8 protein-coding genes are annotated in these 14,149 nt (G+C 44.5%); 6 read left to right on the forward strand and 2 right to left on the reverse strand.

Annotated elements, in window-relative coordinates:
• The first annotated feature begins 55 nt into the window (after positions 1–55).
• The 4 genes from DCO56_RS18310 (at position 56) to DCO56_RS18325 (ending at position 7,827) form a co-directional block, all read left to right on the forward strand.
• Positions 56–3,124, forward strand: a complete 3,069-nt coding sequence (locus DCO56_RS18310) for a SusC/RagA family TonB-linked outer membrane protein (RefSeq protein WP_108635209.1) — start codon at positions 56–58, stop codon at positions 3,122–3,124.
• 11 nt (positions 3,125–3,135) lie between these two features.
• Positions 3,136–5,154 carry a RagB/SusD family nutrient uptake outer membrane protein gene (locus DCO56_RS18315; RefSeq protein ID WP_108635210.1) on the forward strand — a complete coding sequence of 673 codons (2,019 nt, stop codon included), beginning with the start codon at positions 3,136–3,138 and terminating at the stop codon, positions 5,152–5,154.
• A gap of 80 nt (positions 5,155–5,234) precedes the next feature.
• Entirely contained in the window at positions 5,235–6,236 is a 1,002-nt protein-coding gene (locus DCO56_RS18320) for a DUF4973 domain-containing protein (RefSeq protein ID WP_108635211.1), read from the forward strand.
• A gap of 52 nt (positions 6,237–6,288) precedes the next feature.
• Positions 6,289–7,827, forward strand: a complete 1,539-nt coding sequence (locus DCO56_RS18325; RefSeq protein ID WP_206531852.1) for a family 43 glycosylhydrolase — start codon at positions 6,289–6,291, stop codon at positions 7,825–7,827.
• Positions 7,828–7,949: 122 nt separating this feature from the next.
• Here the strand turns inward: DCO56_RS18325 and DCO56_RS18330 are convergent, their stop codons facing one another.
• On the reverse strand, positions 7,950–8,714 hold the full coding sequence (locus tag DCO56_RS18330; protein ID WP_108635213.1) for a response regulator transcription factor: 765 nt from the start codon (positions 8,712–8,714) through the stop codon (positions 7,950–7,952).
• A 2-nt stretch (positions 8,715–8,716) separates the two neighbouring features.
• A complete protein-coding gene (locus DCO56_RS18335) occupies positions 8,717–11,893 on the reverse strand; it encodes a ligand-binding sensor domain-containing protein (protein WP_108635214.1) in 3,177 nt (1,058 codons plus the stop codon).
• A 236-nt stretch (positions 11,894–12,129) separates the two neighbouring features.
• On the opposite strand from DCO56_RS18335, the gene DCO56_RS18340 reads away from it, so the two are divergent.
• Both DCO56_RS18340 and DCO56_RS18345 read left to right on the forward strand, forming a co-directional pair.
• Positions 12,130–13,200, forward strand: coding sequence for a glycoside hydrolase family 43 protein (locus tag DCO56_RS18340; RefSeq protein WP_108635215.1), 1,071 nt, complete (start codon positions 12,130–12,132; stop codon positions 13,198–13,200).
• A gap of 255 nt (positions 13,201–13,455) precedes the next feature.
• Positions 13,456–14,121, forward strand: coding sequence for a TetR/AcrR family transcriptional regulator (locus DCO56_RS18345; RefSeq protein WP_108635216.1), 666 nt, complete (start codon positions 13,456–13,458; stop codon positions 14,119–14,121).
• The last annotated feature ends 28 nt before the right edge of the window (positions 14,122–14,149 follow it).

Consider the following 14,149-nt stretch of genomic DNA (forward strand, 5'->3'; position numbering starts at 1 on the left):
AACGCTGTGATCAAAAGATAGCGTCCGAAGGGCCATATTGACCAATAATAAACCGATGAAAAAAAGAATTCTAATTCTCCTACTGGCTTTGATGACCGTTACGCTCAACTATGCACAGAACGGTTCGCGTGTACCGGTAACCATTACAGGAAGTGTGATCAACAAGGCAAAGGAACCGCTGAGCGGGGTCACGGTAACCATAAAAGACCAACCGGGACTGGGAACAGCGTCTGACAACAAAGGAAACTATACGATTAAAGCATCAAAATACCAATGGCTGGTGTTTGCTATGCTCGGTTACGAAAAACAGGAAGTACTGATAAAAGACGATCTAAAAATAGACGTTATCCTAAAGGAGGCAGACCATAGAGCCATGGACGAGGTCATTATCACAGCGCTTGGACCACAAAAGAAAGCCACGGTAACGGGTGCTGTCACCACGGTTGATCTCTCCCAGCTAAAGACACCGACCTCAAGTATCACCAACGCCCTGGCGGGCAATGTTGCGGGTGTAATGGCTATGCAGTCCAGCGGTCAGCCCGGAAGCAACATGTCCGAATTTTGGATACGTGGTATTTCCACATTTGGTGCAGGCACTTCCGCACTCATCCTCGTCGACGGATTCGAACGTAGCCTGAATGAGATCAGTATTGAAGATATCGAATCATTTTCCATCCTTAAAGATGCCTCCACGACCGCTATCTATGGTTCACGGGGCGCCAACGGTGTTGTGTTGATCACGACAAAGAAAGGAAAAACAGATCGTGTGAGCATCAATGGCAAACATGAGACCTCCTACAATACACGAACATTTACGCCCCGGTATGTTGATGGACACACCTATGCAAGCCTCATGAACGAATCACGCATCACCCGCAACGAAGAACCCTTTTACACCCCCGAGGAGCTCTTTCTCATAAAAAATCGACTCGATCCCGATCTTTATCCCGACATCAACTGGATGGATATGTTTTTAAAGGACGGTGCCTTTACACAACGTAGCTCGCTCAACTTCGACGGCGGAGGCTCACTGGCTCGCTACTTTGTATCCGGAAGTTACATCAATGAAGGCGGGATGTACGAAACCGACGAGAACCTCAAGAATTATAATACCAATGCCAATTATAAAAGATGGAATTACCGCGCCAATATTGATATGAACCTCACCAAATCCACATTGTTGAGAGTGGGTATCAGCGGGTCGCTGGGCAAGCAAAATCTCCCGGGCGGCACCTATGATGAAATCTGGGCTTCGCTTATGGGCCAGAATCCGATTTCTATCCCAATTAAATATAGCGATGGCCGTGTCGCCTCCAGAGGAGGGGCCGAGAAGCAGAATCCATGGGTACTGATCACACAGCAGGGATATATCGAAAACTGGGAAAACAAACTGCAGACCAATGTCACATTGGAGCAAAACCTCGATGTGCTGACCAAAGGATTACGTTTTGTAGGACGTTTTGGATATGACATTAACAACAACAATAATATCCGCAGAATGAAATGGCCAGAAGGCTGGATGGCCGAACGGCTACGCAACTCAGATGGCGATCTTGTACTCAAGCGAACAATTACCGAGCAGCTGCTGACCCAGCGTTCCAATGCCACTGGTGACCGCTTTGAAACGATGCAAGGTGAACTGCATTACAACAAACGCATCAAAGACCATAGCCTAGGTGGAGTAATACAGTATACCCAGGAAAAGCGCGTCAATACCTCCAATTATGGTGAAGATATCATGCAAGGCATAGAACGCCGAAATCAGCGACTTGCAGGCCGGTTTACCTACGGTTATCAATCACGTTACTTCTTCGACTTCAATTTCGGATACAATGGGTCAGAGAATTTTGCCAAAGGCCATCAGTTTGATCTCTTTCCGGCAGTTTCCGCCGCGTGGAACATAGCGGAAGAAAAATTCATCAAAGAACAGCTTACCTGGATGAACATGTTCAAGATCAGATATTCCTTTGGTAAGGTAGGCAATGACGCCATGCCCGTACGCTTCCCGTATCTAGCTTCTTTCAGCACCGATGAAAATCTCGGCTACAATTGGGGCGATATCGAAAGCAAAAATCTCTACCCTGGACTCACTTATTCGCGTATAGCCTCCAACTCCATTACTTGGGAAATTGCCACCAAACACGACCTCGGGCTCGACTTTTCTTTTTTCAATGACAAATTTGGCGGACAGCTTGACTACTTTCATGAACAGCGTGACGGAATATACATGGAACGTAAATATATTCCTTTTGTGGTAGGCCTACAGGGGCAGGATCCCCGGGCCAACGTGGGATCTACCCTCTCCAAAGGCTTTGATGGACAGATGCGGTTTACCCAAAAAATCAATCAGCTCAGTTTAACTGCACGTGGCACAATGACGTACAGTAAAAACAAGATCCTGGAAGCCGATGATCAGTTTAGCAACTATCCCTACACCACCCTTTCGGGGTTTCGGGTTAATCAGAATAAAGGGCTTATTGCCTTGGGACTATTTAAAGACTATGAAGATATCCGTAGCAGCGCCACCCAAAGTTTTGGACGCACAGCACCCGGGGATATCAAATACAAGGATATTAATGGTGACGGTAAGATTGACGATACCGATATCGTACCGATCGGCGCTACACGTTACCCCAACCTGATCTATGGCTTTGGCATATCAGCAAATTACAAGTCTTTTGATGCGAGCGTGCATTTTCAAGGTGCCGGAAAATCTTCCTTCTTTATCAATGGTTACACGGTATACCCATTCAGTCAGGGGGACTGGGGAAATATTCTGACCGATGTGGTCGAATCCAACCGCTGGATACTCGGAGTCAACGAAGATGTAAATGCCCAATATCCAAGGCTCAGTTATGGGGGCAGCGCAAATAACTACCGCGCTTCAACCTATTGGCTTAGGGAGAGTTCGTACCTGCGGCTCAAAACCCTGGATATAGGCTATGCCATACCCAATGGATTCACAAAAAGAGTTGGCGTCAAATCGGCACGCCTATATGCCATGGGCACGAACTTGCTGACCTTCTCCAAATTTAAATTATGGGATCCCGAGATGAATAGCTCCAATGGCCAGGCCTACCCACTGGCCAAAACAATCACCCTCGGACTTACCATCAACCTCTAACGATAGCAATCATGAAGAAAATACACCTATTCACACCCCTACTGATCAGTGCCATTGTATGCCTATCCATTAGCTCCTGCTCCAAATACCTGGATGTCGAACATTTTTTTGATGACCGACAAAGTGAAGAACGCATTTTTAAAAGCAAGGATTATACCGAGCAATGGCTAGGAAACTGTTACAACAAACTATTGGATTACAACCTCGAAATGGGCCACCGAAATTATACCATCTCCAATTACTCGGACGATATGTTCTATAATGAATCCGGAGGAGGCAACGGCGATGAGTACCGGCGATTTAAATTTGGGGAGTACGATTATACCTGGCAGCGCCAATCGTGGGCACAGTCCTATGGCGGAATCCGCCAGGCCTCAGTCATGATCCATAGCATGGCCGAAGGCGGAGCTTTCACGCCCAAACAGGTAGCAGATTACAAGGCGCAGGCACGCTTTATCCGCGCCTACCTTTATTGGCTGCTCCTACGCAAATATGGTCCAGTACCGATTATGCCGGACAAAGGTGTAGACTACGACGAAAGCTACGACAAACTTGCCTACCCGCGCAACACCTACGATGAAGTAGCCACCTTTATTGCCGAAGAAATGGCCCTGGCAGCGCAAGATCTACCTTTGAAACGTGACAACCGCAATATCGCCCGTCCGACCCGTGGAGCGGCATTGGCAACACGCGCCAAAGCATTATTATATGCTGCAAGCCCCCTTGCCAACGGTAACGCCGAGATGAGCGACTTTACTGACGATAAAGGCCGAATGCTGATTTCGGCACAATACAACGAAGAAAAATGGGCACGTGCAGCTGCTGCGACCAAAGATGTGATCGATTTAAATACCTACAAGCTATACACCGCCGATTTTAAAGTCAAAGGCACAGCAGACTATCCCGCCACCATCGCCCCTCCTCATCATCCTGAATACTCCGAAAAGAACTTTCCGGAGGGATGGGCGAATATCGACCCTTTCGAATCCTATCGTGCCGTATTTAACGGTGACCTATATGCTGCCGAAAATCCAGAAATGATCTTTACCAGAGGAGAAAATCAAACCGATGAGAACCATGGCATTATCGCACTGACCAGACACCAGATGCCGCAGGTGGGCGGTGGATATAACTGCCATGGCATTACCTTAAAACAGTGTGATGCCTATGCCATGAATGACGGAACAGTATTTAACAGGCAAGAAATCCGTCAGAAATATGGGGCAAATATGTTTGTTCAAAAGGCCGAACTTGATCAGTTCAAACCACTCATGGAAAACGCCTGGAAGGATTTTGCCCATCGTGAACCGCGATTTTACGCCTCAGTGGCTTTTAGTGGCGCACTGTGGACTATGTCTAGCGCTACCTCCAACCTGTCCAATGTCACCAACAAACAGATCTTTTACTATCGGGGCGAAAATGAGGGCATGATCAATGGTGACCGCTGGCTACCCACTGGAATTGGTATGATGAAATTTGTCAACCCAAAAGATAATGCTACGGGCAATGGCGGCAAGATATACCCCAAGGTGGAGATTGCCATACGCTATGCCGATCTGCTGCTCATGTATGCTGAAGCACTCAATGAGATCAACGGTTCTTATATGATCGCAAGCTGGGACGGCAAGACCACCCACCAGATCAGTAGAAATATAGATCAGATGAAAAACAGTATCGGTATGGTCCGTATACGGGCGGGCGTCCCCAATTATGAAACAACCATATATACCGACCGGACAGCATTACGCCGTAAAATAAAAAGTGAACGACAAATCGAATTGCTGGGCGAAAATCAGCGGTACTACGATTTGCGCAGATGGAAAGATGCTCCTGTAGACGAGGCGGAGCAGATCTACGGCTACAACGTGTATATGACCAAAGACAATGCAGATCTATTTTATACACCTGTGCGCGTACCGCAACTCCAGACAATATTTTCTAAAAAAATGTATTTCTGGCCCGTAGACTGGGATGAGCTCCGCAAAAATAGACGCATGACACAAGCGCCGGGATGGCCTTCTTTCGATTGATGCTACAATTTTGAGAAAATTAACAGAAAACACCGCAATACGTATTGCATTATCTTTTAAGCATTAGAAATAAACAACAGATGAAAAAGCTTCATATCTATATTTTAACAATGGCGTTGGCCCTGTTTCAAACTGGATGTAATGATGAGTGGGAAGAAGAACTCTATACACAAATGGTATCTTTTAAAGCACCGATCGGAAGTGAGGGTGTGTCCGAGGTCTATCTGCGCTATAACAAGACCGGCGAAGTCACCTATAAATTGCCAATTATTCTCAGCGGCTCCAGGGAAAACGACAAAGACATCTACGTCAAGGTGGATGTGGATAGTGATACCCTGGCAACTTTTAATCAGGAAAAATATCAATACCGTAAAGATTTGTATTTTAAACAGCTTCCCAGGCAGTTTTTTGCGCTGCCCAATGAAAGCTGTCTGATTCCGAAAGGAGCACATACTGAAAATTATCCGATCAGATTTAAGTTTGACAACCTTGATCTGGTCGAGCGCTATGTGCTTCCGTTGTCGATTCAGGAAGACCCTACCTATGTGACCAATAATCGCAAGGGATGGCGCAAGGCCTTACTTTACGTCAAACCGTTTAATAATTATTCGGGCAATTATTCAGCCACATCGATGAATGTATATGCCGACGGGCAGACTAAAAACCCACTTGTATCCAGCGTGCGGACATCCTGGGTGGTAGACGAAAAAGCGGTGTTTTTTTATGCCGGCGTTTTGGAAGAGAAGTCAGAAGACCGGGGGCGTTACAAGATCATCATGGAATTTATGGAACCTTCGGAGGATGTTAACGGAATAAAATCAGGCACATTACATGTATACGCTGCTGACAAGTCCATCAACTTTGAGATGCTTGGGCAGCCGACCTATCAGCTACGGGAGATCGCAGACGCCACCAAAAAATATTTGGTCAAACAATATTGCACGGTCTATCTAAAATACAAATATGACGATATCACCACCATGCCCAGTGTACCCATGCGCTACCGTGCCGAAGGAAGCATGACCATGGAGCGCTCCCGCAATACCCTAATTCCCGATGAAGACCAGGCAATACAATGGTAACATGAGATTTGAGGCTCAGCAATAACAAAAAATTAATCAAACAACTACATCCATGAAAAGAATGACAGTGACCTTTTACTTTATGATGAGCAGCATGTTATGGGTATCTGCTTGTCAAAAGACCAAACACGTAAGCGATTTCGATCCCATCCCGCAAAGTAGTGAGGAGCCGATAGACCACTCTACGGACGATACCGTAGTTGTGGACAGCACCTTCTCCAATCCGCTGCTGTCTGGTGGTCCTGATCCCTGGGTAATACAAAAAGACGATACTTATTATTATACCTATACCCAGGGCAGCAAGCTTGTGATCCTCGAAACCAAGAGCATGTCCGAACTCGCTTCCGCTCGTAGATATGAAGTCTACATACCTCCGGCAGATCAGCCCTTTTCAAAGAATTTATGGGCGCCGGAACTGCATGAAATAAATGGCAAATGGTACTTCTATTTTGCTGCAGATAATGGCAGTAATGCTAACCACAGGATGTATGTACTTGAAAATTCTTCTGCTACCCCCGTAGAGGGCAACTGGGAGATGAAAGGCAAAATTTCTGACAGTACAAATGAATGGGCCATTGACGGTACCATTTTGCGGCACGGCGCAAAAATGTATATGATCTGGTCAGGAGGCGATGCCGGCGCTCCACCCCAAAATATCTATATTGCTCCCATGAGCAATCCATGGACCATCTCCGGACCAAAGGTCATGATTACCTCCCCAACCTATTCCTGGGAGAAAAACGGAAATCCGATCAACGAAGGCCCTCAGGTTTTGATCAATCCCCAGGGTAAAGTCTACATCGTTTATTCTGGCAGCGGCTACTGGTCTGACGGTTATTGCCTCGGCCTGCTCTCTTTAAAAGAAGGCGGAGATCCACTACAGGCAACAGATTGGACCAAACGCAACCATCCCGTATTTTCCATGAGACCCGAAAGTAGCATTTATGGTCCCGGTCACAACGGATTTTTTAAATCTCCTGACGGAAAGGAAGACTGGATGATTTATCACGCACGCAGTGTGGCCAACGATGGCAATGCCATACGTCGTCCCTATATTCAGCAATTTTCGTGGCATGTAGATGGATCACCCAATTTTGGACTACCATCCAATGCTGCACTCAAACAAAGGCGTCCATCGGGAGAAAAATGGCGAAAAATCTATAACAAGAGCGGTTGGACTGTCGCTGGTTTTAGTTCCGAGGAGCCGAATAATAACCGATTGGCTGCCGCAGTGATCGATGACAATGTCAATTCCATCTGGATAACACGCTATTCAGTCAATCCCACGCAGTATCCCGACCATTACATAACCATCGACATCGGATCCGTTCAATCGGTAGACGGTTTTGTGATCCATCAGAAAGACGGCGACAGAAAGATCAGGGAACTGGAGATCCATGTCGGCAACGACAATCAAAACTGGGAAAATCTGGGCACCTTTTCGTTGAGTGATGTCAATCTCCTAAGACAGTTTATCGACCTGAGGCAAACCAAGCAATTCCGGTATTTTAAACTCGTACCCAAATCAGGTTACGACAACCAACAACAGCCCGGGCTGGCTGAAGTGGGTATATTCCGCAATAGTGGCTAGCTTGCATGTAGCGATCACCATTTTAAAAATAGCCTGATCATATATATCGGTTAATTTCGTAAAGGCATAAGCAGGGTTGCCGGCTTATGCCTATTTTTTTACGCTCAAATCAGCCCGTCAATTTAGGCCTTGGGCATTGATTTAAGATAAGTCGACGGAGATACCTTATAATATTTGTGGAAGTTTTTATTAAAAATACTTTGTGAACTATAGCCTACCATCGTAGCGATCTGCTGTAGGCTAAATTCATTTTGAGCCATTAACTCGGTCGCTTTCTTTAAGCGTATTTTATCGACAAGCTCCTTGGGCGAAAGCGCGGAGAGCTGCTTTATTTTGCGATAAAATGTTGGTCGACTCATTAACATATGTTCAGCAAGCTGATCTATGCCAAGTTCGGGATATTTAAAGTTTTTTTTGATATAAGCATCCAGTTTTTGTAAAAACTCGGCATCCAGTTTTGAGGGCGCCAGCATACGTACATCTTCAAAAGGTGCATGCGCAAAGTGTGTTTTTATATTCACCCTGTTTTTTAGCAGATTGTCCACCTGCAACAGTAAAAGTTCCAAAGGAAAAGGTTTTTGTACGTAAGCATCGGCGCCGACTTCAAGTCCTTCAATATGTGCGGCATAGCTGTTTTTGGAGGTAAGCAATAGTACCGGTATATGGCAATAGTTCAGATCAGATTTGATGAATTTACAGAGTTCAAAACCATCGATTCCGGGCATCATAATATCCGAGATCACCAGATCTATAATTTCGTTATCCAGGATCTGTTTTGCACTTTCACCATTTTCGGCGGTGTGTGTATGGTAATTTTCGTCCAATTCTTCGGACAGGAACTCTAGAATTTCAAGATTGTCGTCTATAATAAGTATGTGTTGTCTCATAATCAATTTATTTTTTTCCAACTGCTGAGTTCAAACTCCCTATCCTGCCGTAGTGGCAGAACCAATTCAAATACTACGATCTTACCCCCGTTTTCGACAAGCAGTAGTGTACCGTTATGCAGCTCGCTGAGTGACTTTGCGAGCGAAAGGCCGATCCCGGTTCCAAAACCAGAGCTGTTGTCGATCCTAAAAAAAGGCTCAAAAATCTTTTTTGCAAATTTTTCAGGAATGGGCCGGCTATCATTTTCAACCCGGACGCTAAATCTATTGTTTTCCGTATCAGGATCTGCCAGCTTCACATCCACGTATGTGAGGCCATATTTTATAGCGTTTGAGAGCAGATTGCTCAATATTTTGATCGTAGCTTCCCGGTCGACAAAGGCGATGACATCATCCTTGGGGTATGTATAGCTCAATAGGATATTTTTTTGGTCCGCCATCTGTTCAAAGGAGGAGACCAATTCCTTTAATAAGTCAACAATATTCGTTTTTACAAAGTTGAGCCCAAACTGATGTAATTCTGTTTTTCGAAAATCCAAAAGTTCTGCTGTCAGTTCGGTCAGTCTTAATGCATTTTTCTCCACCTGGAATAAGTTTTTTCTGACTGTATCACTATCAGTGAACTTTCGTAGCATGCGCTGTACGCGTCCCAGGATCAGCGTCAACGGGGTTTGTATTTCATGGGTAATATGCGTAAAAAACTCTATTTTAGCAGCGTAGATTTCTCGTTCCTTTTCACGCTCAAAGCGCATGAGCTTTACTGCGTTTTTTCGAAGTGTCCATCGATGGTAATAAAAACAGATCAGCGCCAGAAACAAAAGAACCAATAACGTATATAGGCAATAGGCGGAAAATGTTCTCCAGAATGGCGGGTTTATGATAATGACAAGCCTGCGTTCAATACTTGACCAGCTCCCTGTATTGCTTTTGGCCCTAACAGTGAAAATATATTCTCCGGGCTGGATATCAGTAAAGTAAGCCTTTCTATTGCTAGCAAGAATTGTTCGTTTCTGGGCTAATCCTTCCAGTATATATTCATATCTGGTGACCTCTGGAGATGCATAATTGAGCGCGGCAAATTCGACACTAAAATTATTTTGGTTATAATCTAAACAGATACTGTCGAGGTAAACTACAGCGCGTTTAATCGGGCTGTTATCTACTCGGGGATGGACCGCTTTATTGTCTATCTCAAGGCCTGTAATAAATAAAGGCGGGGGCGGTCCTGTTTTTAAAAAATCTTTGGGGTCAAAGGCGATCATCCCTTTTACTGATCCAAAGTACAAGATGCCCGTGCGGTCTTTGTAGGCCGAACTAAAATTAAACTGATCGGTGATCAATCCATTGGCTTGCTGATAATTTTTAAAAGTTCCGGTTTTGATATCCAGGCACAAAAGCCCCTTCAAGGAACTTATCCAAAGGTGCTGAAAATCATCTTCGAGCAAACTAAAATACACATTGGTTGGAAATCCCGTAGATGTATCATATCTTTTTGTTGTTGTTCGATCTTGGGCTAAACGGATCAGGCCGCCCCCTTCTGTGGCAAACCAGATTGCCCCCTGGCTATCTTCATGGATACCGTATACCGGAAATTCGGTGATGCGACCTGTTTTAACCGAGCTCCCGAATCGAATATTTCCTTGTACGCCTGACTTTGGGTGATAGTAATAGACACCATTCGACATAGTGCCCACCCAGATATACCCTTTTCTATCCTCGCGGATGGTCAGCACATAAGGCCGATCAGGAATATAGTTGATACGATCAAAAGTTTTTCTCTTGAGGTCATAGCTGAACAGTCCGGCATTTTCGTCATAAGCCGTACCGACTAATATCGTGCTATCACTTGTCTGAAAGACACTCAGAACAAAGTCGTTACCAGATTCGGCGGGTTGGCCGACAGACCTGTGCTGCTGAGCAATTAGCCCATTTCGGATATCCATAATTTCCAAGCCCCGATGAAAAGGACCTACAAGAAGGTGATCTCCGGCAGCGAGCAGACCATGGATATTGGGATAGGACAGCGCTTGTTTACCGGTCATTGGATAGCGCATAAAAAGTTGCCTCTGGGTATCATACTTATTGAGACCTGCATCTTCAGTTCCGATCCATAGATTACCCCGGTGGTCAGGAACAATCTCACGAACAGCATATCCGGATATCGAGTTTTGTCCTGCAATGGGGTAGAATTTCCTGAAACGCGCATTTTCAAGGGAGCAATAGTTGAGTCCACCAAAGAATGTGGCCAGCCAGAGCCCGCCACTTTTATCTTTGCAAATTTTATAAACTGCATTATCCGTCAGGGCATAAGGGTCATCGGCACGCTTGGCAAGATGCCGACAGCTTTTGGTATCGGGATTATAGATATACACGCCCGATTCGGTTGCGATCCAATATTCTCCATTATTTCCCTTACAGATATCCCTAACAAATAGATCGCTGTCGTCCTTTCCGTTAAGTGAAATTTTCGTTGTCGTCCGTTTATCCAGATCATAGTGTTTGAGTCCAGCCCCAAAGCAACCAATGAGCACGCCGGAATCATCAAGCGGAAAAATAGCGCTTATGGTGTTGATATTCGACTGCTTGATCGCGTTCACCGTTTTCATGGTTTTTAGAGGTGTCCCTTGAGAATCGAAAATATGCATTTCTCCCTGTTTATTTCCCGTCCACAGATTTTTAGCACTATCCAGAAATAAGGCGGTAGTCTGCATCTGATAGTTTGTGACCTTTCTTTTTTTTATGCTATATCGCCATAGCGAGGAATTGGCAATAAACCAGAGTTCATCACCATTGGCAATCACCTGTTCGATATACACCCGGGGGATCAGCTCAACTGGTGAGATCAGGTCACGAACGGTATCGTAATGGTACATCCCTTTTCCTGTACCGACCCATAGTATCCCGGACTTCCCTTCTGTCAAGGTATTGATTACGTTATTGCCGATGTTATTAAAAGGATCATTTTTATTCTCACAAAGCTTAAAATTATAGCCATCAAATCTGCATAGGCCAGCACGTGTGCCTACCCACATAAAGCCTTTGCTATCCTGTAAGATCGAGCGAACAGCATGGTGAGGAAGTCCATCCTGTGTCTGATAGTGCTTGAAATAATATTGACCATGGCAAACTACTACGCTAAACTGCAGGATCAGCCAAACTAAAAAAATAGGATAAGACATAATCTGTGTTGGCAATCGGTTCTTTCAAATATAATCAAATGTACCAAAAAATGCCAAGAGGACATGTGAGGGCATTTCCGACAGCCATAGTCTATTGAGACAAAAAAAAGGCACAGCGCGATCTAAATCAGGAATATATTGTCTAAAGTGGTGTATTTTGAGACAAAAAGACAAAAGATTGAGCTAAAAAGGAATAAAATTTTCACTTCTTTTGGAGTATTTAACATCCATTATACATGATAAAGAGAATACCCTCCGCCTTATTGTTATTCACCTTACTAATGTCCTTTGTCTTAAAGGGACAAGTTTTGATAAAGAATCCTTTACCCATAGCTTTCGGTGATCCTTTTGTATTGACAGATTCCGATGGAACATATTATATGTACGGTACCGGCGGGGATGTGGTCAAAGGCTTCGGAGCCTATTCATCCACCAACCTGCACGACTGGACTTTTGAAGGTCAGGTTTATCATCACGACAATAAAAATGGCTGGGGATCAGATGCCTTTTGGGCTCCTGAGGTTTACCAAAGGGACGGACGCTACTATATGCTGTATAGTGCTCAATGGAAAGATAATCCGAACCAAGAACTGGAGAATTTCAGGATCGGTGTTGCGGTATCGGATAAGCCCACCGGGCCATTTATTGACCTCTATGACCGGCCCATTTTTGACCCCGGCTATCCAATTATTGATGCCAATCTATGGTTTGAGGACGGCCGTGTCTACCTCTATTATTCAAGATGCTGCTACAAACACCCGGTACAAAGTGAGGTGGCCACCTGGGCAAAAAATAAAGGCTGGTATGATGAGGTTGAAGAAAGCTGGGTATATGGAGTAGAAGTTAAATCCGATTTTTCGGGTATCATTGGCGAGCCTAAATTACTTTTGCGTCCGCCACTGACAATGGGTGTTTCGGACGATTGGGAGAGCAGGTCTGTCACCAGCAGGGAAGTAAATCGGAGATGGACAGAAGGTTCTTATCTCTTTAAAGAAGGCCATACCTATTATATGATGTATTCGGCGAATAATTTTGATGGTAAGAATTATGCGATCGGTTATGCGACCTCGGACAGTCCTTTAGGTCCTTTTGAAAAATTCGAAAATAATCCCATTTTACAAAAAAATGGCTCCGTGACGGGGACAGGTCACAATAGTATTGCCTATTCGCGGGATGGCAAGTATCGTTATTGCGTTTACCATGGCCGAACGGAAGCGACCGGGCATCAACGGTTGGTATTTATAGACCTTATGGAGATCGATGCCGATGGTAAACTTATTGTACATGGCCCGACATTAAAAAATTGAGATAGCATATTATCATTACAATCCGTTCAGCCAGCTATTCACCTTGTCCCGAGTTTAACCAATGCATGTAGCCGTATTGAGGGCAGGTCGCAAGAAATTCCATCAATAATTTCTGCAGCTTTTTAAAAAGCATATCAATTTTTTATAACCAAAAATTTAAATAATTTACAACTCTTTAGCTAATTAACTGGACGCTAAGTTGATTTTTTATATATTTGATATTGATCTTTAAATCTTTCGGTTTCAAGCAATATTATGACCAATAAACAACAGTCAAGAAAAAAATATCAGGGCGAGAAAAATAATAAAGAACGGACCATGGGGAAGTTAATTACTTCCGTTGGCAAAGTACTTGAAGAAAAAGGTTATTCCGGACTTACGATAGCTAATATTTCAAAGGTGGCCGGTGTCGACCGTAAGCTCATCGGTCTATACTTTGGGACGCTCGACAACTTGGTAGAAACTTACATCAGGGGCAAAGACTATTGGCTTTCTGCAACGATGAACGCTGTTGGATATTTTGGAAATGCGCCCGAGGTGGGGTCACGGGGGTTTTTAGAATCTTTATTATTAAATCAACTGGAAGATTTTCTTACCAATACCGAAATGCAAAAGATTTTGGCCTGGCAGATCTGCGAGGAATCTGCACTAATGTCTGAGATTTCGCAGGAACGGGAAAAGATGAGTGCTCTTTTCTTTGCCTTTGCAGATAAAGAACTTCAAGGTAAGGATCTCGACCTCAGGGCTGTTGTTACTATTCTGGTTGCAGGCATCTATTATATTGTTCTCCACTCGGCACATACCAAAAGTACCGTCTGTGAAATCGATATCTCCACCCCTGAAGGGCTGAACAGGATCAAAGCTTCGATCAAGAACATTTTAGGGTGGGCCTATAACTCGGTCGAAGAGCCTGCCGGATAAGCAAACCGTATATTCTCAGCATAATTCC

The organism is Sphingobacterium athyrii (assembly GCF_003071065.1).
Lineage (GTDB): Bacteria > Bacteroidota > Bacteroidia > Sphingobacteriales > Sphingobacteriaceae > Sphingobacterium > Sphingobacterium athyrii.